This window comes from Streptomyces sp. NBC_00299, from assembly GCF_036173045.1.
Classification (GTDB): domain Bacteria; phylum Actinomycetota; class Actinomycetes; order Streptomycetales; family Streptomycetaceae; genus Streptomyces; species Streptomyces machairae.
The window spans coordinates 2,837,316-2,858,001 of record NZ_CP108039.1 but is presented as its reverse complement, the minus strand read 5'-3'; the positions used below and the strand labels follow the sequence as shown (position 1 = coordinate 2,858,001).

At 70.9% G+C, this 20,686-nt stretch carries 21 protein-coding genes; 15 read left to right on the top strand and 6 right to left on the bottom strand.

Annotated features, from left to right (window positions below):
* Positions 1-28: 28 nt before the first annotated feature.
* The gene (locus OHT51_RS12385) at positions 29-1,186 is read left to right on the top strand and encodes a D-alanine--D-alanine ligase family protein (RefSeq protein WP_328878974.1); all 1,158 of its coding nucleotides are present in this window, start codon (positions 29-31) and stop codon (positions 1,184-1,186) included.
* 43 nt (positions 1,187-1,229) lie between these two features.
* On the opposite strand, the gene OHT51_RS12380 is transcribed toward OHT51_RS12385, so the two are convergent.
* Positions 1,230-1,739 carry a DUF3515 domain-containing protein gene (locus OHT51_RS12380; RefSeq protein WP_328878973.1) on the bottom strand — a complete coding sequence of 170 codons (510 nt, stop codon included), beginning with the start codon at positions 1,737-1,739 and terminating at the stop codon, positions 1,230-1,232.
* A gap of 20 nt (positions 1,740-1,759) precedes the next feature.
* Positions 1,760-1,993, bottom strand: a complete 234-nt coding sequence (locus OHT51_RS12375; RefSeq protein WP_328422984.1) for an Lrp/AsnC family transcriptional regulator — start codon at positions 1,991-1,993, stop codon at positions 1,760-1,762.
* A gap of 206 nt (positions 1,994-2,199) precedes the next feature.
* Here OHT51_RS12375 and OHT51_RS12370 point away from each other — a divergent pair, with 206 nt between their 5' ends.
* Positions 2,200-3,168 (top strand): thiamine-phosphate kinase, encoded by a 969-nt coding sequence (locus OHT51_RS12370; RefSeq protein WP_328878972.1) that lies wholly within the window; start codon positions 2,200-2,202, stop codon positions 3,166-3,168.
* Positions 3,165-3,956, top strand: coding sequence for a bifunctional hydroxymethylpyrimidine kinase/phosphomethylpyrimidine kinase (gene thiD, locus OHT51_RS12365; RefSeq protein ID WP_328878971.1), 792 nt, complete (start codon positions 3,165-3,167; stop codon positions 3,954-3,956). The genes OHT51_RS12370 and thiD overlap by 4 nt, the downstream gene beginning before the upstream one ends.
* Positions 3,957-4,118: 162 nt before the next feature.
* Here thiD and rpmB read toward each other — a convergent pair whose 3' ends face one another.
* On the bottom strand, positions 4,119-4,304 hold the full coding sequence (gene rpmB, locus OHT51_RS12360) for a 50S ribosomal protein L28 (protein ID WP_003993230.1): 186 nt from the start codon (positions 4,302-4,304) through the stop codon (positions 4,119-4,121).
* 256 nt (positions 4,305-4,560) lie between these two features.
* Here rpmB and OHT51_RS12355 point away from each other — a divergent pair, with 256 nt between their 5' ends.
* Positions 4,561-6,252: a DAK2 domain-containing protein gene (locus OHT51_RS12355; RefSeq protein WP_328878970.1), complete on the top strand. Its 1,692-nt coding sequence runs from the start codon at positions 4,561-4,563 to the stop codon at positions 6,250-6,252.
* A 32-nt stretch (positions 6,253-6,284) separates the two neighbouring features.
* Here the strand turns inward: OHT51_RS12355 and OHT51_RS12350 are convergent, their stop codons facing one another.
* Both OHT51_RS12350 and OHT51_RS12345 read right to left on the bottom strand, forming a co-directional pair.
* Positions 6,285-9,257: a tetratricopeptide repeat protein gene (locus OHT51_RS12350; RefSeq protein ID WP_328878969.1), complete on the bottom strand. Its 2,973-nt coding sequence runs from the start codon at positions 9,255-9,257 to the stop codon at positions 6,285-6,287.
* Positions 9,254-11,092: an HSP90 family protein gene (locus OHT51_RS12345; protein ID WP_328878968.1), complete on the bottom strand. Its 1,839-nt coding sequence runs from the start codon at positions 11,090-11,092 to the stop codon at positions 9,254-9,256. The genes OHT51_RS12350 and OHT51_RS12345 overlap by 4 nt, the downstream gene beginning before the upstream one ends.
* A 189-nt stretch (positions 11,093-11,281) precedes the next feature.
* Here OHT51_RS12345 and recG point away from each other — a divergent pair, with 189 nt between their 5' ends.
* The 8 genes from recG to mutM all read left to right on the top strand — a co-directional run bounded on the left by recG (position 11,282) and on the right by mutM (position 18,599).
* Entirely contained in the window at positions 11,282-13,489 is a 2,208-nt protein-coding gene (gene recG, locus OHT51_RS12340) for an ATP-dependent DNA helicase RecG (protein WP_328878967.1), read from the top strand.
* A 106-nt stretch (positions 13,490-13,595) separates the two neighbouring features.
* Positions 13,596-14,183 carry a 16S rRNA (guanine(966)-N(2))-methyltransferase RsmD gene (gene rsmD / locus OHT51_RS12335; protein ID WP_328878966.1) on the top strand — a complete coding sequence of 196 codons (588 nt, stop codon included), beginning with the start codon at positions 13,596-13,598 and terminating at the stop codon, positions 14,181-14,183.
* Between the two features lie 26 nt (positions 14,184-14,209).
* Positions 14,210-14,689 carry a pantetheine-phosphate adenylyltransferase gene (gene coaD, locus OHT51_RS12330; RefSeq protein ID WP_328878965.1) on the top strand — a complete coding sequence of 160 codons (480 nt, stop codon included), beginning with the start codon at positions 14,210-14,212 and terminating at the stop codon, positions 14,687-14,689.
* Between the two features lie 58 nt (positions 14,690-14,747).
* Positions 14,748-15,845: an ATP synthase F0 subunit B gene (locus tag OHT51_RS12325; protein ID WP_328878964.1), complete on the top strand. Its 1,098-nt coding sequence runs from the start codon at positions 14,748-14,750 to the stop codon at positions 15,843-15,845.
* A gap of 138 nt (positions 15,846-15,983) precedes the next feature.
* Entirely contained in the window at positions 15,984-16,622 is a 639-nt protein-coding gene (locus tag OHT51_RS12320) for a YceD family protein (protein ID WP_328878963.1), read from the top strand.
* 2 nt (positions 16,623-16,624) lie between these two features.
* Positions 16,625-16,798, top strand: coding sequence for a 50S ribosomal protein L32 (gene rpmF / locus OHT51_RS12315; RefSeq protein WP_015657589.1), 174 nt, complete (start codon positions 16,625-16,627; stop codon positions 16,796-16,798).
* A 7-nt stretch (positions 16,799-16,805) separates the two neighbouring features.
* Positions 16,806-17,639: a ribonuclease III gene (gene rnc / locus OHT51_RS12310; RefSeq protein ID WP_328878962.1), complete on the top strand. Its 834-nt coding sequence runs from the start codon at positions 16,806-16,808 to the stop codon at positions 17,637-17,639.
* 99 nt (positions 17,640-17,738) lie between these two features.
* The gene (mutM, locus tag OHT51_RS12305; RefSeq protein ID WP_328878961.1) at positions 17,739-18,599 is read left to right on the top strand and encodes a bifunctional DNA-formamidopyrimidine glycosylase/DNA-(apurinic or apyrimidinic site) lyase; all 861 of its coding nucleotides are present in this window, start codon (positions 17,739-17,741) and stop codon (positions 18,597-18,599) included.
* Here mutM and OHT51_RS12300 read toward each other — a convergent pair.
* Positions 18,572-18,973: a winged helix-turn-helix transcriptional regulator gene (locus OHT51_RS12300; RefSeq protein WP_328878960.1), complete on the bottom strand. Its 402-nt coding sequence runs from the start codon at positions 18,971-18,973 to the stop codon at positions 18,572-18,574. The two genes, mutM and OHT51_RS12300, sit on opposite strands and share 28 nt — an antisense overlap.
* Positions 18,974-19,096: 123 nt before the next feature.
* Here OHT51_RS12300 and OHT51_RS12295 point away from each other — a divergent pair, with 123 nt between their 5' ends.
* From OHT51_RS12295 to OHT51_RS12285, 3 genes are all read left to right on the top strand, one after another.
* Complete coding sequence (locus OHT51_RS12295; protein ID WP_328878959.1) at positions 19,097-19,681, top strand: flavodoxin family protein; 585 nt, start codon at positions 19,097-19,099, stop codon at positions 19,679-19,681.
* 115 nt (positions 19,682-19,796) lie between these two features.
* Positions 19,797-20,117 carry a hypothetical protein gene (locus OHT51_RS12290; RefSeq protein WP_328878958.1) on the top strand — a complete coding sequence of 107 codons (321 nt, stop codon included), beginning with the start codon at positions 19,797-19,799 and terminating at the stop codon, positions 20,115-20,117.
* Between the two features lie 106 nt (positions 20,118-20,223).
* Positions 20,224-20,670, top strand: a complete 447-nt coding sequence (locus OHT51_RS12285; RefSeq protein WP_443052465.1) for a DUF7144 family membrane protein — start codon at positions 20,224-20,226, stop codon at positions 20,668-20,670.
* Positions 20,671-20,686 lie beyond the last annotated feature (16 nt).

Here is a 20,686-nt window from a genome sequence, read left to right as displayed (position 1 = left end):
CCCTACGGGCGGGTACGCTCAACGCGATATGAGCACCGAGAACCTCTCCCAGAGCCCTGACCAGCAGCCGCGCAAGCCGCGCGTGGCCGTCGTGTTCGGCGGCCGCAGCTCCGAGCACGGGATCTCCATGGTCACCGCCGGCGCCGTGCTGCGCGCGATCGACCGGACGAAGTACGACGTCCTGCCGATCGGCATCACACAGAGCGGCCGCTGGGTGCTCACCGCCGACGAACCGGAACGCATGGCGATCACCGAGCGCCGTACGCCCAACGTCGAGGAGCTGGCCGAGTCGAGCGAGGGCGGCGTGGTGCTCCCCGTCGACCCGGCGAACCGCGAAGTCGTCTACACCGAGCCCGGATCGGTGCCCAAGGCGCTGGGCGAGATCGATGTCGTCTTCCCGGTGCTCCACGGGCCCTACGGCGAGGACGGGACCCTCCAGGGCCTCCTGGAGCTCTCCGGGGTGCCGTACGTGGGTGCGGGAGTGCTCGCCTCGGCCGTCGGCCAGGACAAGGAGTACATGAAGCGGGTGTTCACCTCGTTCGGGCTCAAGGTGGGCCCGTATGTGGTGATCCGGCCCCGCGAGTGGGAGCGGGACGAGTCCGCCGCCCGCAAGAAGATCATCGACCTCGCCGGCGACCACGGCTGGCCGCTCTTCGTGAAGCCCGCGCGCGCGGGTTCGTCGATCGGCATCACCAAGGTCGAGGACCTGTCCGGCCTGGACGAGGCGATCGCCGAGGCCCAGCGGCACGACCCGAAGATCCTCGTCGAGGCGGCGCTGCGCGGCCGGGAGATCGAGTGCGGGGTGCTGGAGTTCGAGGACGGCCCGCGGGCCTCCGTCCCCGCGGAGATCCCGCCGCCGGACGCGCACGCGTACTACGACTTCGAGGCCAAGTACATCGACTCCACGCCGGGGATCGTGCCGGCGCCCCTGACGCCGGAGGAGACGGCGGAGGTGCAGCGCCTGGCGGTGGACGCCTTCGAGGCGGCTTCGTGCGAGGGGCTCGTGCGGGCGGACTTCTTCCTCACCGAGGACGGGGAGTTCGTGATCAACGAGATCAACACGATGCCCGGTTTCACGCCGATCTCGATGTACCCGCAGATGTGGCAGGCGAGCGGGATCAGCTACCCGGACCTGGTGGACCGGCTGATCGAGGCGGCGCTGCGCAGGTCGACGGGTCTGAGGTAGGAGCCGGACCCGTTCGGGTCCGTTCCCGTCAGGTCCGTGGCGTTCAGTTGGCGATCCCCTCGGGGATCGCCTTCTTGATGGCCGGAGCCAGGTCGATCAGCACACTTGAGCTGTCCCGGCCCTCCGGCGCGGTGACCTCGACATACGCGAGACGGCCGGCGGTCGTGAACCGGTACCCACCGCCGTCCTGCTTCTCCATGAGCCATTTGACGTCTTCCACGCCACCGGCCACCGCGTCCGGATCCCGGCCCTCGGCCACCTTCGGATCGACCATCTTCGGCGGCTGCGGCACACCGCACCGCAGTATGATCGCCGAGTCCCCCCAGCCCGCGGTCAGCGCGGACGCGGGCGAGGGGTCCTCACGGCTCTCACCGTCCACCTTGGCCGGCAGCACCTTGTCGAGGTTCCGGCACAGTTGCCTGGCTTTCGCGCCGGGGCTGGGAACCGCCGCCGACGCGCTGCCGTCTGCTGATGAGCAGCCCGCTGCGGTGATCAGCAGGACGAGCGCGGGCAGCCCGAGGACAGAAATGTGCCGGTGACGCAAAGAGTTCACCGGCCAAGGGTAGACGGGGGCTACAGATGTACGACCGGGCAGGTCAGGGTGCGGGTGATGCCGTCCACTTGCTGGACCTTGGCGACCACCAGGCGACCCAGCGCGTCGACGGTGTCGGCCTGGGCGCGCACGATGACGTCATACGGTCCTGTGACGTCCTCGGCCTGGATGACTCCAGGGATCTTGCTGATCGTCTCGGCGACGGTCGACGCCTTGCCGACCTCCGTCTGGATCAGGATGTACGCCTGTACCACGGAACCTCCAGGGCGGCCACGAGGATCATGTGGGGAAAAGGAACGCCACGGTATCGCGTCGTCGCTCGCCGCGGGGAGACCTGCGGTGGCCGGGGCTTGCGCGCCGGGGTGCAGACACGACAGAAGTTGACGTACACGTCGACCGTAGCGAGGACAGTAGTGACGCGCGACCGGGTGCGGACAGAGACAGAAGGGGCGTAAGGGCAATGAAGGGCACTGTTGGTGAGCTCGGCGAGTTCGGGCTCATCAGGGAGCTCACCTCCCGTCTCACCACCACCCCGGCGGTCCGGGTCGGCCCCGGCGACGACGCCGCGGTGGTGGCCGCGCCCGACCGCAGGGTGGTCGCCAGCACCGACATCCTGCTGGAGGGGCGGCACTTCCGCCGCGACTGGTCCACGGCGTACGACGTGGGCCGCAAGGCCGCCGCGCAGAACCTCGCGGACATCGCCGCCATGGGCGCGGTGCCGACGGCGCTGCTGCTCGGCCTGGTCGTGCCCGCCGAACTCCCGGTGACCTGGCCGACCGAGATGATGGACGGCCTGCGCGACGAATGCCAGGTCGCGGGTGCCTCCGTGGTCGGCGGGGACGTCGTACGGGGTGACACGATCATGGTGTCGATCACCGCACTCGGCGATCTGCGCAACCAGGAGCCCGTGACGCGCGCGGGCGCGCAGCCCGGAGACCTGGTCGCCGTGACGGGCTGGCTGGGGTGGTCCGCGGCCGGATACGCCGTGCTCGCCCGCGGTTTCCGCTCGCCGCGCGCCTTCGTCGAGGCACACCGGCGCCCCGAGCCGCCGTATCACGCGGGCCCGGCCGCCGCCGGGCTCGGCGCGACCGCGATGTGCGACGTGAGCGACGGGCTGATCGCCGACCTCGGGCACATCGCCGAGGCCAGCAAGGTCCGTATCGACATCCGCTCCGGCGCGATCGACATCCCCTCCCAGATGAACGACATCGGGCAGGCCGTGGGCGTTGACCCCATGCAGTGGGTGCTGACCGGGGGAGAGGACCACGCGATCGTGGCGACCTTCCCGCCGGACGTGAAGCTGCCGGCCCGCTGGAAGGTCATCGGCGAGGTCCTCAACCCCTCGGCGCTGCCCCAGGTGACGGTGGACGGGGCACCGTGGACCCGCAAGGGCGGCTGGGACCACTTCGGAGGGGACATCGAGTCATGATCGCCAACGTCCTTACGGTGGCCGGCTCCGACTCCGGGGGCGGCGCGGGCATCCAGGCCGACCTGAAGACGATGCTCGCGCTCGGCGTGCACGGCATGAGCGTGATCACCGCTGTCACCGCCCAGAACTCCCTTGGCGTGCAAGGTGCTTGGGAGCTGCCGGTGGAGGCGGTACGGGCCCAGTACCGCAGCGTCGTCGACGACATCGGCGTGCAGGCGGTCAAGACGGGCATGCTCGCGTCGGCCGAACTCGTCGAGACGGTGGCCGAATTGATCGGCGGCACCGACGTGCCCGCCGTGATCGACCCGGTGGGTGTGTCCAAGCACGGCGACTCGCTGCTCGCGGCGTCAGCGCTGGACTCCGTACGCACGAAGCTGCTGCCGGTGGCGACCGTGGCGACCCCGAACCTCGACGAGGTGGCCCAACTCACCGGCGTGCACGTCGAGGCGGAGGACGACCTCAGGCGGGCCGCGGCGGCCGTGCTGGCGTACGGGCCCCGGTGGGTCGTGGTGAAGGGCGGCCATCTCGCGGGCGACGCCGTGGACCTCCTCACCGACGGTTCCGAGGAGCACTGGCTGCGCGCCCCGCGCCACGACAACCGCCACACCCACGGCACGGGCTGCACCCTCGCCTCCGCGGTCGCGTCACATCTCGCGAAGGGGCTGTCCGTGCCGGATGCGGTGGCGGCTGCCAAGGAGTACGTCACGGGCGCCATCGCCGCCGGTTTCGCACTCGGCGGGGGGATCGGCCCCGTGGATCACGGCTGGGCCCTCACGCGGGGCACCTAGGCCCTTTGGCGGCGCGAGGAATCTTCGTCGCGAATCTCGCGTCGGGAATCTTGCGTCGGGCGCGGCGAGAACCGGTCCGTGGGCATGGCAAAAAGCCGGTCCACCCTGAGGTGGACCGGCTTACTGCAGCGAACCAGCTGTGGCCGCGCGCTTAGCTGTGCGTCAGCGCGAGACCTTGCCGGCCTTGATGCACGAGGTGCAGGCGTTCACGCGCTTCGGCGTCCCGCCGACCACGGTACGGACGCGCTGGATGTTCGGGTTCCAGCGACGGGACGTACGGCGGTGCGAGTGCGAGATGTTGTTGCCGAAGCCCGGCCCCTTGCCGCAGACGTCGCAGTTGGCAGCCACGGGTCACTCCAAAGACTTCAGATGCTCTTACGGATAATCCCGGCATGCCGGGATCGAGATCTACGATGAGAGATCTGAGTGGCGCTGCCAGGGGAACGGCCCGATTTTCATCGGGCAACCGGAGCAGCATACAACGACTGCGCCAGTCCAACGAAACTACCATGCCTGATCAGGGCCCCGCTCCCGGCCCGCTTCCGGCGCGCACCCTCTCTGGGTCTACGCTGCGTGCCACGGCCGGCAGCTCAAGGAGGCGCAGGTGGCGCAGGTCCCGCAGACATTCTTCGATGCTCTCGCGGTGCGCACCTGGTGCGGCCTCGCGCTGGAGTCACTGGGCCGGGCGCGTGAGGAGATCGACGCGATCAACGTCTATCCCGTGGCCGACGGGGACACCGGCACGAACCTTTATCTGACGGTGGAGTCGGCGGTCGGGGCGGTGGAGGCCGTGTTCGCCGCGTACGACGTGGGCAAGCCCACGCTGGCGGACGCCGCCCGCGCGATGGCGCACGGGGCCCTGATCGGCGCCCGGGGGAACTCCGGGACGATCCTCGCCCAGCTGCTGCGCGGCATGGCTCAGGTGCTCGCCGCCGAGGGTGAGACGGCTCATACCGATGGCTCCGGCCTCCGCCTCGCCCTGCGGCATGCCGCGGACTCCGCCCGCCAGGCCGTGGCCCACCCCGTCGAGGGAACCGTCCTCACGGTCGCCTCGGCAGCCGCCGACGCGGCCGGCGGGGTCGCGCACGACGACTGCGGGGCCGTCGCGCGGGCGGCCTACGAGGGCGCGCGCGTGGCGCTGGCCGAGACGCCGGGGCAGCTGGCGGTCCTGGAACGGGCCGGGGTCGTCGACGCCGGCGGACGGGGGCTGCTGGCGGTGCTGGGCGCGCTGGTGGAGACCTTCACGGGGGAAGCGGCAGCCCCGCTGGTTCACCAGGTCTCCGGGGCGCACGCGCGCGTGGCGGGGGGTTCACCCGCAGACGGCACCTCCCTCGCCGAAGCCGAGGACTGCGCCGACGCCGTCGCGGCGGGCGCGCCCGCGTTCGAGGTGATCTACCTGCTGGAGGCCGAGGACGCGGCCGTGGCGCGGCTGCGGGGGCGGCTCGACGCCCTCGGGGACTCGCTCGTGATCGTCGGCGGTGACGGGCTGTGGAACGTGCATGTGCACGTCGACGACGCCGGGGCCGCCGTGGAGGCCGGCGTCGAGGCCGGCCGGCCCTACCGGATCCGGATCACCCACTTCGGCGCCGGCGACGTGCACACCACCGGTGCCGAGCGGCCGCCCCGGGAGCGTGCCCAGCGTGCCGTGGTCGCCGTCGTGCCCGGCGAGGGCCTGGCCGGGCTGTACAGCGAGGCAGGCGCGACCACCGTCCTCGCGCGCCCCGGGGAACCGCCCGCGAGCGGGGAGCTCGTGCAGGCCGTACGGCGTGCCCACGCGCGTGAGGTCGTGCTGCTGCCCAATGACGCCGAACTGCGCCACACCGCGGCCGCGGCGGCCGAGCAGGCCCGCACGGAGGGCATCCGCGTGGCACTGATCCCCACCCGCTCCGCGGTCCAGGGCATCGCGGCGCTCGCCGTGCACGAGCCGGACCGCCGCTTCGACGAGGACGTCGTGTCGATGACCTCGGCGGCCGGCGCCACCCGCTACGCCGAGGTCGCCGTCGCCGAACGCCAGTCCTGGACCATGGCCGGCATCTGCCAGGCCGGCGACGTCCTCGGCCTCATCGACGGCGACGTGGCCGTGATCGGAACGGACGTCACGGCCACCGCCGGGACTGTCCTCGACCGCATGCTCTCGGCCGGCGGCGAACTCGTCACCCTCGTCCTCGGCGACGAGGCACCCGAGTCGATCGCCGAGCACCTCGAAGCACGCGTGCGTGAGTCGTATCTGGCCGTCGACACCGTGGTGTACCGGGGCGGACGGCAGGGAGCGCTGCTGCTCATCGGCGTGGAGTAGCGCCATGCCGAAAGGCTCCGCCCTGCCGAGAGCTACGCCTTCTCCCGCTCCGCGTCGGCCTGCTCCCGCACCACCTGCAGCATCTGCCCGGCCTCCGCCCGGCGCTCCTGTGCCGCATCGTCGCCCTCGTCGTGGCCGTCGTACGCCACCAGCACCGCACGCGCGCGTGCCGCGGCCTCGGCCGGGCGGCTCAGGTCGGCCTCCAGCCAGCCCGCGGCGAGTTCGGCGCCGGTGCGGCTGTGCAGGGCGTCCTCGCCGAGGGAGGCGAACACCGCTACGGCCCGCGTCACTTGGGACAGGGCCTCCTCCAGCGCGGTCCGGATCGACTCGTCCTCGGCGTCCTCGGTGACCGAACGGGCCAGCAGGTCACCGAACTGCCGGTGCGTGTGCCCGAGTTCGGCGACCAGGCGTTCACGCGCCTCGTCGTCGTCGACCGCCTCCAGCGCCGCCCTGCACTCCTCGACAGCGCTCGCCATCAACTCGGACGCCGTGTCGGCCCTGCCCTCCACGTCCTCCACCCGCAGCGCCAGCCACGCGCGGGCACGCAGGGAGCGCACCAGGCCGTGCACGTTGCCGAGGGTGCGCCACAGCCCACCCGCGCGCGCGTACGCCTGGTCCGCCTCGGTGTGCAGGCCCGCGTGGCCGAGGGACTCGGCGGCGAGGTGGGCCAGTGTGGCGTGGTCGTGCTGCTCGGGCCAGTGCCGGGCGATCTCGGCCGCCTGCAACCGGCGTTCGGCTGCCTCGCGGTGCTCGCCGAGCTCGCTCAGGCAGTCGCCGAGCCACCACTGCGTCTGGACGACCGCGCCGTCGCCGTGCGACTCCGCGCTCAGGTCGGGCAGCGCCGACTCCAGCACCTCGGCGGCCTCGGCGAACCGTCCCTGCCGCAGCAGGAATCCGCCCAGCTGCTGCCGCGCCCAGGCGCCCAGCGTGCGGCTCTCGCCCGCCTCGTCGGCCCAGTGCGCCGCCTGAAGGGCGTGTTCGGAGGCCTCCTCGGACAGCCCCCGGCCGCCGAGCACCTCGGCCAGCTGGAGGTGCAGCTGGGCACGCCCCGTCGCCTCCAGGTGCGGCCCGCCGTGCTCCAGGGCCGCCCGCAGCGCCCGCTCGGCCTCCGCGGTGTCGCCGAGATGGTGCGCGAGCCCGGCCAGCCGGGCCTCGTACTCCACCGCGAACCACGGCAGCCCGGCCCCGACGAACTCGGCCGAAGCCCGCGCGAACAGCTCCGCGGCCCCCTCCACGTCCCCGGTGAGCGCCGCCAGCTCCGCGAGCATCGCCTGCGCCTCCGCGGCCCGCGAGGCAAGCCGTACGTCGTCCCCCGCCCGCCCGTCGACGAGCGCGAGCACCTCACGGGCGGCGGTCTCGGCGGCGGTCAGCACGGCCTCCGGCGCCGCGTCCTGCGACTCGTGCACCCGCCGCATCAGAATCCGCGCCCGGCACATCAGCACGGCCGCCGTCTGACGCACACCCGTGCCGTCCTCGGCGTACAGCGCGAGAACCCGGTCGTACAGGTCGGCGATCGTCGTGAGGGCCTGCGAGACCTCACCGGTGAGAGCGCTTACGTACGCTCCACGCGCGCGTGCCGCCAGCGCCTCGCCGGGGTCGCCCGCCGCCGCGTACAGCTCGGCGGCCTCCTCGAAGAGGGGAATGCCCTCGGGGCCCAGGTCCATCGCCCGGTGGTCGGCGATCTCCGCGCGGTCGAGGGCGTGCAGCTCGACGCCCTCGGCGGCTCGGGAGACGGCGGCCCAGGCCTCGATGGCGTTGGGTTGCAGGGTGTCCGACAGCCGCCGTGCCGCGGCGAGCAGCGCGGGCAGTTCGGCCTCCGCGTCGGCCGCCGCGGAACCGTCGGGTGCGACGACCGCAGCAGGCGCGGGCATCGCCACCGCCTTGGGCCGGGCCGCCGTACGCACGCCCAGCGGCAGCCGCTCCACCAGTGGCCGCTGCTCCATGCGCGCGCGTGCCCGCTCGCTTACGTGCTCCGTGCCGTTGCGCCCGTCGAAGTCCGCCGCCAACGCGAGGGCCTGCGCACGCGCGTGTGCGGCCAGTTCACCGGCGGTCCAGTCACGGCCCGCCGGACCCGGGACCCGCTGCCCGCCCAGCCCCAGCTCGGTCAGGCGGTCCATGAGCAGCGCCACCACCGACATGAACTCCAGCTTGCTGCGCGGATGCCCGGTGTCCGTGAAATACGCCGGCCGCTCCGCGAGCAGCTCCAGGCCGCGCGCCTCGTTGCCGGTCAGCACGCAGAACTCGACGTGGTCCGCGTAGGCGCCGCGCATGCTCTCCATGGCCCGTACGAGCCGAAAACCCCGCAGATGGTTGGCGCGGGCCTCGTCCACGCGGCCCAGGCGCAGCAGCGGCACCAGGGATGACGCGAGGACCGTGTGCGGCTCGTGGGCGCAGGCGAACTCGCCCTCCAGGACCGGCGCCCACAGCTCGAGCGCCTCCGCGTCCCGGCCCCGCTCGGCCTGCCACCAGCCCTGCCCGTGCAGCTCGCACGCGTGGCAGTCGGCCATGGCGTCCCGGTCCGCGGCCAGCCATGCGCCGTACGCCCGCTCGGCCCGCGCCACGTCCCCGACATGCGCGGCCACGCTGAACTCCGCGCTGCGCACGGCCCGTTCGGAGTGCCCGGCGAGCCGGTAGCGGTGCTCCATCTCGCCGAGCCACTTCTCGATCGAGGCGAGCGGCACGTGCGGCTGGTCGAGCATGCCGGACGACATCCACTTGAAGACCCAGTGCAGCGAGTGCGTCTCGTACTCGTCGAAGTCCTCGGGCCGCTCGTCCCACATGCGCAGCAGACGCGCGAAGGGGACGAACATCTTGTCCTTCTCGGAGCTGTAGTTGTAGACCTTCAGCTGGTGTCCCAGCGCCTCGATCACGGCGAGCGGGATGCCCAGCTTCTCCGCCTCGGCGAGCAGCTGCTCCGCGCGCGCGTTGCGGGCGGGGCCCTCCGGCTCCTCGGAGTTCTCCGCCATGGCCCGGCGCAGCGAGTCGAAGTCCGTGACGTCGCTCATCGGCGGCCCTCCTCGCCGTTCGTGGCCCACTCCAGCAGGCCGATGAAGGCCCGGTTCAGCAGCGCCGAGTCCGCCGGCCTGAGCGGGCGCTGCGCCATCAGCAGGGCCTGCCCGTAGAGGGACTCGGTGGCGGTGCCGATCAGCTCGGGATCGCCCAGTGAACTGATCCGCCGGATCAGCGGGTTGAGGTGGTTGAGCACCAGACGCGCGCGTGGCGCGCTGCCGCGCAGCGAGCCCAGGATGCCCGCCCACAGGTCGTCGGACCGCTCCTCGGCCTCCGCGCGCGCCTGCTCGTGCCGGGCCGCCCGGTCGTCGAGGTGCAGAGCGGGCACGGACAGCGGATGGAAGGCGCGCAGTACGACGTCACAGCCCAGCGGATCGAGCTTCGCCCGCGCGGCCGCCAGGAAGCCCGCAAGAGCCAGCTCCTCGGCCGGGTCGACCGAGTCCAGATGCGCGGTCACGGTGTCCGCGTCCAGCTCGGCGACGACCGTCCCCGGCCGCACCGACGGCAGCGCCTCGACCAGCTCGCTGTCGTACGTGTAACCGCCGTTGATCACGCCGACGCCCTGCGCGGACGCGATCGGCGCGACCTGCCGGTACTCCTCGACGGTCCGCGTGAAGTGCACCACCGGGTGCCGCTGCGCGAACTCCTCCAGGGACAGCCGCCCGTCGGTCGTCTCGAAGGGCAGCCACGGCAGCATCGTGCGCAGCATCTCCTTGTCGTGCCGCGCCAGGGACTTCACACCCAGGTGGTGCACGGACAGAAATGCCGCCAGCCGTTCCGGATCACCGGCCGCCAGCCCCGTCAGCCAGGACCGAATCCTTTCGCCGAGCGCTTCCCGTACGCCCGCCAGCGTCTCGTCCTCGTACAGCGACTCCCGTGAGGCCGTCGGCCGCAGGCTGTCGGTGTCCAGGACACAGCGCACGAAGAACGCCCAGTCGGGCAGCAGCTGTTCGGCGCGCTCGGTCAGCAGCATGCCCTTGAGGTGGACGCGATGACCGGCCCGCTGGGCGGGGCTGACCGCCGACGGAAGGACGTACGCCACGCCACGGATGCCCGCGAGCGGCACGTCCAGCGCGATCGAGTCCAGCGGTGTGAAGCCGAACAGGTCGTGACAGTGCCGAGCCAGGGCGACCCTGCGGTTGGCGGGGGAGGGGTACGGGCGGTCCCAGGGGGCGGGGAGGTCGGTGACCGCCTCGTCGCCGACCCGGACGTCGTACGGCAGCAGTGAGCCGAAGTCCCGCGCCAGCGCGAGAACCCGGTCCTGAGCCAGCCACTCCCCGGCCCCGGCCCGCGCCACCAGGTGCACGGTGGTGCCCGGTTCGGTGCGGGCGTCGTCCGGCAGCGTCCGCACGGTGTACGAACCGTCGTCCGTCGCCGTCCACTCCACGGGCGCCGCGTCCGGCGTACGGGCGCTGCGGCTGACCACCCGGATCCGCTCGGCAACCACGAAACAGGCCAGCAGACCGATGCCGAACTGGCCGAGGAAGTCGGACCGGGCCTCCTGAAGGCCCTCGGCACGCTTGGAGCTACGGCCGATGGTGGCGAGGAGGTTGTGCACGTCCGCCTCGGTCAGTCCGACCCCGGAATCCTCGATCCGCAGGGCGCCCGACTCGGCGTACAGGCGGACCTTGGCGGGCGCGTCCGGCTCTTCGGCGCGTCTGGCGGTGATGGCGTCGACCGCGTTCTGCAGCAGCTCGCGAAGGTAGACCTTCGGGCTGGAGTACAGGTGGTGGGAGAGCAGGTCCACCAGACCGCGCAGGTCGACCTGGAACGTATGAGGTGACTGGGACGGCTGAGGTGCCTGAGATGACTGTGAGGTCTGGGAGTCCATCGTCGCTGCGCCGGTGGGGGGACTTCGCGACGGCGCGGGGTCGGGCGGTCCCGGTGAGGCGGTGACCGCGAAGGATGGCCGGAGCGCGCCATCCTAGAGCCGAAACGAACCGTCTGACCAGGGGTTTCCGGGACGTTTACCCGGACTGCCGCCCTGACCTCTACGGCATTGTCAGTGCCGTGGTGTGGAATGGATCTCGTGCCCGCACTGGAAGAACCACTGAAAAAGGTGCTCGGCCCTCCCACCGCGAAGGTGATGGCCGAGCACCTCGGCCTGCACACCGTCGGTGACCTGCTGCACCACTACCCGCGCAGATACGAGGAGCGCGGCCAGCTCACCCACCTCGCCGACCTCCCCATGGACGAGCACGTCACGGTGGTCGCGATGGTCGCCGACGCGCGCCTGCACACCTTCGCCTCCAGCAAGGCCCCGCGCGGCAAGGGCCAGCGCCTGGAAGTCACGATCACCGACGGCAGCGGCCGGCTCCAACTGGTCTTCTTCGGCAACGGCGTTCACAAGCCCCACAAGGAGCTTCTGCCGGGCACCCGTGCGATGTTCGCGGGCAAGGTCTCCGTCTTCAACCGCCGCCTCCAACTGGCGCACCCGGCCTACGAGTTGCTGCGCGGCGACTCGGAGGAAACGGTCGAGACATGGGCCGGTGCCCTCATCCCGATCTACCCCGCCACCGCCAAGCTGGAGTCCTGGAAGATCGGCAAGGCCATCCAGACGGTCCTGCCCAGCGCCCAGGAGGCGGTCGACCCCGTCCCGGCCGCTCTGCGCGAGGGCCGCGGCCTGGTTCCCCTGCCCGAGGCACTGCTCAAGATCCACCGCCCCCACACCAAGGCGGACATCGAGGACGCCCGCTCCCGCCTGAAGTGGGACGAGGCGTTCGTCCTCCAGGTGGCCCTGGCCCGTCGCCGCCACGCGGACGCCCAACTCCCGGCGGTCGCCCGCAAACCCAAGCCCGACGGCCTCCTGACCGCCTTCGACGACCGCCTCCCCTTCACCCTCACTCAGGGCCAGCAGAAGGTCTCGAAGGAGATCTTCGACGACCTGGCGACCGAGCATCCGATGCACCGGTTGCTCCAGGGCGAAGTCGGATCGGGGAAGACGATGGTGGCGCTGCGCGCCATGCTCGCCGTCGTCGACGCGGGCGGGCAGGCCGCCATGCTCGCGCCCACCGAGGTCCTCGCCCAGCAGCATCACCGGTCGATCGTCGAGATGATGGGCGAGCTCGCCGAGGGCGGCATGCTGGGCGGGGCCGAGCAAGCCACGAAGGTGGTCGTGCTGACCGGGTCCATGGGGGCTGCCGCCCGCAGGCAGGCGCTGCTCGATCTCGTCACCGGTGAGGCCGGGATCGTGATCGGCACGCACGCGCTGATCGAGGACAAGGTGCAGTTCCACGACCTCGGCCTGGTCGTCGTGGACGAACAGCACCGGTTCGGCGTGGAGCAGCGCGACGCCCTGCGCGGCAAGGGCAAGCAGCCGCCCCACCTCCTGGTCATGACGGCGACCCCCATCCCGCGCACGGTCGCCATGACCGTCTTCGGCGACCTGGAGACCTCCGTCCTCGACCAGCTCCCGGCCGGCCGCTCACCGATCGCCAGCCATGTCGTCCCGGCCGCCGACAAGCCCCACTTCCTGGCCCGCGCCTGGGAACGCGTGCGCGAGGAGGTGGGCAACGGCCACCAGGCGTACGTCGTCTGCCCCCGGATCGGGGACGAGGAGGACGACCCGAAGAAGGCCGGCAAGAAGAAGTCCCCGGAGGACGAGGCGGAGAAGCGCCCACCGCTCGCCGTCCTGGAGGTGGCGGACCAGCTCGCCAAGGGGCCTCTCCAAGGCCTCAGGGTCGAGGTCCTGCACGGCCGTATGCACCCCGACGACAAGGACGCGGTCATGCGCCGCTTCGCCGCGGGGGAGACGGACGTCCTGGTCGCCACGACGGTCATCGAGGTCGGCGTGAACGTCCCCAACGCCACCGCGATGGTGATCATGGACGCCGACCGCTTCGGCGTCTCCCAGCTCCACCAGCTGCGCGGCCGTGTCGGCCGTGGCTCGGCACCCGGCCTGTGCCTCCTGGTCACGGAGATGCCGGAGGCCAGCACGGCACGCCAACGCCTCACCTCCGTCGCCTCCACCCTCGACGGCTTCGAACTCTCCCGCATCGACCTGGAGCAGCGCCGCGAGGGCGACGTCCTGGGCCAGGCCCAGTCCGGGGCCCGCACCAGTCTGCGGATGCTGGCGGTCATCGAGGACGAGGAGATCATCGCGGAGGCGCGGGAGGAGGCGGCGACGCTGGTGGCGGCGGATCCGGAGCTGGAACACCTCCCGGGCCTGCGCACAGCCTTGGACGCCCTCTTGGACGAGGAGAGGGAACAGTACTTGGAAAAGGGGTGAGGGCTGCCGACCCAGGGGCGCGGGGCTGTATGGACCATGCGGCTACCGCCGCGGGGGCGCGACCAGCGACACTGAACCCAAAGCCGCTCACACCCAAGGACCAAAGATGACCCGCGTGATCGCCGGCACAGCCGGCGGACGTCGCCTGGCCGTCCCGCCAGGGACCGGCACCCGCCCCACCTCCGACCGCGCGCGCGAAGGTCTCTTCTCCACCTGGCAGTCCCTCCTCGGCGGCCCCCTGCAAGGCGAACGCGTCCTCGACCTCTACGCCGGGTCGGGCGCCGTCGGCCTGGAGGCACTCTCCCGCGGCGCCGGCCACACCCTCCTGGTCGAGGCCGACGCCCGAGCCGCCAGGGTCGTCCGCGAGAACGTGAAGAATCTCGGCCTCCCCGGCGCCGAGGTGAGATCCGGCAAAGCCGAACAGATCATCCAGACCCCGGCGCCGACCGAGCCGTACGACCTCGTCTTCCTCGATCCCCCCTACGCCGTCTCGGACGACGATCTTCGGGAGATTCTCCTCACACTCCGCTCGGGGGGCTGGATCGCGGCCGAAGCGCTCGTCACCGTGGAGCGCAGCACCAGAGGCGGAGAATTCCGGTGGCCGGACGGTTTCGAAGGGATCCGGGCCCGTCGTTACGGCGAGGGAACGTTTTGGTACGGTCGCGCCGCCTCCACGTGCGAAGACGCACGATGACCGGACCCGAGAGCGAGGGATCACAAGTGCGCCGAGCCGTATGTCCCGGGTCGTTCGACCCGATCACCAACGGACACCTCGACATCATTTCCCGCGCCTCAAGGCTGTACGACGAGGTCTACGTCGCCGTCATGATCAACAAGGCCAAGAAGGGCCTGCTCGAAGTGGACGAGCGGCTCGACCTGATCCGCCAGGTCACGGCCGAGTACGGCAACGTCCGCGTCGAGGCCTTCCACGGCCTTCTCGTCGACTTCTGCAAACAGCGCGACATCCCGGCCATCGTCAAGGGCCTGCGTGCCGTCAGCGACTTCGACTACGAACTGCAGATGGCCCAGATGAACATCGGCCTGTCGGGCGTGGAGACGCTCTTCGTCCCGACCAACCCCACCTACAGCTTCCTGTCCTCCTCCCTGGTCAAGGAGGTGGCGACCTGGGGCGGCGACGTCTCCCACCTCGTGCCGCCGGTGGTTCTGGACGCCCTCAACAAGCGCCTGCGCAAGGACTGATGGGGCTACAGTCGTCCCGTCCGTCTCCATCACAGCAGTAGAGAGTGGCGAGCACACGGTGGACGTGCAGAAGAAGCTCGACGAGATCGTCGCCTCGGTCTCAGGTGCCCGGTCGATGCCCATGTCGGCCTCGTGCGTGGTCAACCGCGCCGATCTGCTCTCGATGCTGGAAGAGGTCCGTGCGGCCCTGCCCGGCTCCCTCGCCCAGGCCCAGGAGCTGATCGGCGGCCGTGAGCAGATGGTCGAGCAGGCCCGCCAGGAGGCCGACCGGATCATCCAGGGCGCGCACGCCGAGCGCGGTTCGCTGATCTCCGACACCGAGGTCGCCCGCCGCTCCCAGGCCGAGGCCGACCGCATCCTCGCCGAGGCCCGCAAGGAGGCCGAGGACATCCGCGCGGAGGCCGACGACTACGTCGACTCCAAGCTCGCCAACTTCGAGGTCGTCCTCACCAAGACCCTCGGCTCCGTCGGCCGGGGCCGCGAGAAGCTCCTGGGCACCGGACCCGGCACCGACGAGCACGGCTACGAGGACGAGGACGCCCCCGAGCGCAGCCACGACCCGGAGACCCTGCGCCGCAACGCCGACGGCTACGTCGACATCAAGCTCGGCGCCTTCGAGGCGGTCCTGGCCAAGACGCTGGAGGCGGTCGGGCGCGGCCGGCAGAAGCTGCACGGCCGTATCGCCAGCGACGACCTCGGCGCCCTCGCCGACGACACCGGCACCGTCCAGCACTCCAGCGACGCCGACTATCTCGCCGACCTCGCCGCGCTCGCGGAGCAGGACGCCGCGGCGGCCCAGGCGGCGCCGGTCGAGCAGCCCGCCGTACCGGCGCAGCAGCAGTACGACCAGCAGGCCGCACAGCCGGCCTACGGCTACCAGCAGCAGACGGCGGACCCGTACGCCGGCTATCAGCAGCAGTACGCGGGCCAGCAGGATCCTTACGGCTACCAGCAGGCCGACCCCTACGCCTACCAGGGCTACGACCCTCAGCAGGGCGCCTACGACCCGCACCAGGCTCAGCACGCCCAGCACCAGATCCCGCAGCAGGCCGGACAGGACGGTCAGGGCTACGCCCTCGACGAGACCAGTCTCTTCGACACGAGCATGATCAGCGCGGAGCAGTTGCGGGCCTACGAGCAGGGGCGCGGCCAGTAAGCAGCCACCGGATTGGGCCATGAGCGAAAGGTCCAGTATCCTGGCTCTTCGGTCGCGTGTACGTCCGCGATCAAACCTGCCCCGGAACATCCAAGGGCAGTGACCCCCTGAGCTCAGCAGATCGAAAGCAGGAATGGCGTGACAGCCCGCCTCGACCACCGCAACCCTCTCGTGTTCGACACGCACGAGCTGGGTCGGCGGCCCGGTGCGCTGCAGCGCCTGACCCGTACGGTCGACGCCCCCAAGGATCTCGGTATCCAGGGGGTCATCGGAGTGCCGGAAGGCGCCCCGATGGAGCTCGAACTCCGACTCGAGTCGGTCATGGAAGGGGTGCTTGTCACAGGCACCGGCCGTGCACAGGCCGAGGGGGAGTGCGTAAGGTGTCTGGAGCCGCTTCAGCTCGACGTCGAAGCGGAATTCCAGGAGATGTTCTCGTACCCTGACGCCGATGACCGGGGCCGCCACAGCGCGGAACCCGGCGACGACGCCGAGGACGACGAGGACAGGCTCTTTCTCGAGGACGGCTTGTTCGACCTCGAACCAGTGCTGCGTGATGCGGTGGTGCTCGCACTGCCGATGCAGCCGGTGTGCCAGGACGACTGCCCTGGACTGTGCGCCCAGTGCGGAGCACGTCTCGCAGACGACCCGGACCACCACCATGACGCCGTCGACATTCGTTGGGCGGCACTGCAGGGACTCGCCGAGACCATGACGGACGGCGAGAAGGACGAGATGAGCGGCGCCGAAGCGGGCGTCGACGAGAAGCAGGAGAAGTAGCCGTGGCTGTTCCGAAGCGGAAGATGTCGCGCAGCAACACGCGCCACCGCCGGTCGCAGTGGAAGGCTGCGGTCACCCCCCTGGTTGCGTGCGAGCGCTGCCACGAGCCCAAGCAGCAGCACATTGCGTGCCCGTCTTGCGGCACCTACAACAAGCGCCAGGTCCTCGAGGTCTGAGCGGCTGGTGAGAGGCACTGTGTCCACTGCCAAGAAGGCGGAAGACGCCAAGGCGGACCCACACGCCCGTAAGAAGGCGGACAACCAGGCCTCGTCCCACACGCTGTTGGAAGGGCGGCTCGGGTACAAGCTCGAGTCCGCCCTTCTGGTGCGTGCGCTGACCCACCGTTCGTACGCGTACGAGAACGGCGGCCTGCCCACCAACGAGCGCCTGGAGTTCCTCGGGGACTCCGTTCTCGGCCTCGTTGTCACGGACACGCTGTACCGCACCCACCCCGACCTGCCTGAAGGCCAACTGGCCAAGCTGCGGGCCGCGGTGGTCAACTCTCGTGCGCTGGCGGAGGTCAGCCGCGGGCTCGACCTGGGCTCCTTCATCCGGCTCGGCCGCGGTGAAGAGGGCACGGGCGGCCGGGACAAGGCGTCCATCCTTGCCGACACCCTGGAAGCGGTGATCGGCGCGGTCTATCTCGACCAGGGCCTGGACTCGGCGGCGGAGCTGGTGCACCGCCTGTTCGACCCCCTGATCGAGAAGTCCTCGAACCTCGGAGCCGGCCTGGACTGGAAGACCAGTCTCCAGGAGCTCACCGCGACCGAGGGGCTCGGCGTGCCCGAGTACCTGGTCACGGAGACCGGCCCCGACCACGAGAAGACCTTCACTGCTGCCGCCCGCGTCGGAGGCGTCTCGTACGGCACCGGCACCGGCCGCAGCAAGAAGGAGGCGGAGCAGCAGGCCGCGGAATCCGCATGGCGGGCCATCAAGGCCGCCGCGGACGAGCGCGCCCGCAAGTCGGCGGCTGATGCCGCCGAGCCCGACGCCGATGCGTCGTCGGCCTCCGCCTGACCGAACAGAGCGATCCGAGCGCCCGTACCCCGCCGTGGGGCGGGCGCTCGGTCCATTGAGCGGCCCTGCCGGGCCGCGCAGGTGTTACGGGGGAACCCCATGCCCGAGTTGCCCGAGGTCGAGGTCGTACGACGCGGACTGGAGCGGTGGGTCGCCCACCGCACGGTCGCCGATGCCGAGGTGCTGCATCCGCGTGCCGTACGCCGGCACATCGCGGGCGGCGACGACTTCGCGCACCGCCTCAAGGGCCACCGCATCGGCACGCCGAGCCGCCGCGGCAAGTATCTGTGGCTGCCCCTGGAGGACACGCGCCAGTCGGTCCTGGCCCACCTCGGCATGAGCGGCCAGCTACTGGTCCAGCCGAGCACCGCGCCCGACGAGAAGCATCTCCGGATCCGGGTGCGGTTCGCGGACGCCCTCGACACCGAGCTGCGCTTCGTCGACCAACGCACCTTCGGCGGACTGTCGTTGCACGACAACACCCCCGACGGGCTGCCCGACGTCATCGCGCACATTGCCCGCGACCCCCTCGACCCGCTCTTCGACGACGAGGCCTTCCATCAGGCCCTGCGCCGCAAGCGCTCGACCATCAAACGGGCCCTGCTCGACCAGTCGTTGATCAGCGGCGTCGGCAACATCTACGCGGACGAGGCCCTTTGGCGCGCCCGCCTCCACTACGACCGCCCGACCGCGACCTTCACGCGCCCGCGCAGCCTCGAACTCCTGGGCCACGTAAGGGACGTCATGAACGCCGCCCTCGCCGTCGGCGGCACGAGCTTCGACAGCCTCTACGTCAACGTCAACGGCGAGTCGGGCTACTTCGACCGGTCGCTCGATGCGTACGGCCGTGAAGGGCTGCCGTGCAAGAGGTGCGGTACGCCGATGCGCAGGCGGGCCTGGATGAACCGGTCCAGCTACTTCTGCCCGAAGTGTCAGAGGGCGCTGCGCGTTTCGTCGTAACGCACGCGTGCTTCGAGCACGTCGTCCATCTGCCCCTCCACGAAGTGGATGAGGTTCAGCAGCCGCTCCGCCACGCCGCGCCCCAGGGGAGTCAGTTCGTAGTCGACCCGCGGCGGGTTCGTCGGCTGGGCATCGCGGCGCACCAGGCCGTCCCGCTCCAGGGCGTGCAGCGTCTGGGACAGCATCTTCTCGCTGACGCCGTCCACGCGGCGGCGCAGCTCGTTGAAGCGCAGCGAGCCCTCGTACAGGGCGCCGAGCGTGAGCCCGCCCCAGCGGCCCGTGACGTGCTCCAGCGTGCCGCGCGAGGGGCAGGCCTTGGCGAACACGTTGTACGGGAGGTCCTGCGCCTCCGTGCGCTCCTGCGTGGTGTCCATATCTGAAGCGTACTCGAACGCAGCGCTAACCGGCAGGTTGCACTAACTAGAAGTTAGTGCTTTCCTTTCGTCATCGCCGGCGAGCTGCCTCTCGCTGGGCTGCCTACGTTCAGGAGTACCCAAGTGACCACCCCCGTCGTCTCCATCGCCTACCACTCCGGCTACGGCCACACCGCCGTCATCGCCGAGGCCGTCCGCTCCGGTGCCGTCGAGGCCGGTGCCGAGGTGCATCTGATCAAGGTGGACGAGATCACCGAGGAGCAGTGGGCGACCCTCGACGCCTCGGACGCGATCGTGTTCGGTTCTCCGACCTATATGGGCACCGCATCCGGCGCCTTCCACGTCTTCGCGGAGTCCACCTCGAAGCGCTGGGCCGAGCAGGCCTGGACGGACAAGCTGGCCGCCGGCTTCACCAACTCCGCCTCCAAGAGCGGCGACAAGCTGCACACCCTGCAGTTCTTCCAGATCCTGGCCGCCCAGCTCGGCATGCACTGGATCAACCTCGGCCTGCTCCCCGGCTGGAATAGCAGCGCCGGCTCCGAGAACGACCTCAACCGCCTCGGCGTCTTCACGGGCGCCGCCGCCCAGACCAACGCCGACCAGGGGCCGGAGGCCGTCCACAAGGCCGACGTGGCCACGGCCGAGCACCTGGGGCGCCGGGTGACGGAGACGGCGAAGGCGTTCGTGCGGGGCCGCGTGGCCGCCTGAGCGCGACGCCGTAATTGAGGCGCACGAGGCGCCGTCCCCGCTGTAACCTGCCGACCGAGCCGGCCGCGGGGGACGGCGCCTTGGGGGACATGTGTGGGACGGCCCGTTCTATCGGGTGCGCAAGGACGGATACGAGATCTGCTTCGTACCGGACGCGGGGGAGGACCTCGACGCGGTCTGCAACGTCGACATGTGGGTGACGTTCATCGATGGACAGCGCTGGTCAGGAACCGTCTTCACCGTCGACGAGGCACGCCGCCTGATGGACCGCTGGAGCGACACCGGGGAGTGCCTCGGCGGCCGGTACTTCTACGGCTGGGACACCCTCATCGTCCGGGACCCCGGCATCCCCGCCATGGTCCACGTCATCGACAACCTCGTGACCAGCGGGGACTACAGGTCGGCCCTGCGCCCCCTGGGGCCCGCCGAGGACTGACGGCCGGAATGCCGACGGAGTGCCGTCGTGCCACGCTGAGATCAGGGATCGAGTCAGTCCGGGAAACTCGGCTGACCGGTTGGCTTTGCGACCCGAGGAGGCCGACATGGCCCGTGACGTCCCGCAACCCGAATGGGCCAACGCCGAACCGCGCCCCTGGCATGGGCCCACGTCCGGTACCACTGTCCTCGCGGCAGCCCTGATGATCTTCGCGGGGGCAATGGCGATCTTCGAGGGAATCGCGGCCATTGCTGAGGACGACCTGTTCCTCGCGACACGTCACTACGTGTTCGAGTTCAGCCTGACGGGCTGGGGCTGGGTCCACCTGATTGTGGGAATCGTCCTCGTCATTGCAGGCTGCGCCGTACTCAGCGGAGCGCTGTGGGCACGCTTCTTCGGCGTCTTCGTGGCCGGGCTGGGCGCCCTCGCCAACTTCCTGTGGGTGCCGTACTACCCCCTGTGGGCCCTGACGCTGGTCGCCATCAACATCTTCGTCGTCTGGGCCCTGTGCGCGGGCATGCACAGGGAGGCCGACGACGGCCGGATGGCCTGAGCCACGCGTGCCAGTC

Coding starts and splice junctions, on each gene's coding strand:
- thiD (WP_328878971.1), top strand. CDS start 3,165: ATGATCGCCAACGTCCTTACGGTGGCCGGCTCCGACTCCGGGGGCGGC.
- OHT51_RS12345 (WP_328878968.1), bottom strand. CDS start 11,092: ATGGACTCCCAGACCTCACAGTCATCTCAGGCACCTCAGCCGTCCCAG.
- mutM (WP_328878961.1), top strand. CDS start 17,739: ATGCCCGAGTTGCCCGAGGTCGAGGTCGTACGACGCGGACTGGAGCGG.
- OHT51_RS12350 (WP_328878969.1), bottom strand. CDS start 9,257: ATGAGCGACGTCACGGACTTCGACTCGCTGCGCCGGGCCATGGCGGAG.
- OHT51_RS12385 (WP_328878974.1), top strand. CDS start 29: ATGAGCACCGAGAACCTCTCCCAGAGCCCTGACCAGCAGCCGCGCAAG.
- OHT51_RS12285 (WP_443052465.1), top strand. CDS start 20,224: ATGGCCCGTGACGTCCCGCAACCCGAATGGGCCAACGCCGAACCGCGC.
- OHT51_RS12300 (WP_328878960.1), bottom strand. CDS start 18,973: ATGGACACCACGCAGGAGCGCACGGAGGCGCAGGACCTCCCGTACAAC.
- recG (WP_328878967.1), top strand. CDS start 11,282: ATGGATCTCGTGCCCGCACTGGAAGAACCACTGAAAAAGGTGCTCGGC.
- rsmD (WP_328878966.1), top strand. CDS start 13,596: ATGACCCGCGTGATCGCCGGCACAGCCGGCGGACGTCGCCTGGCCGTC.
- OHT51_RS12370 (WP_328878972.1), top strand. CDS start 2,200: ATGAAGGGCACTGTTGGTGAGCTCGGCGAGTTCGGGCTCATCAGGGAG.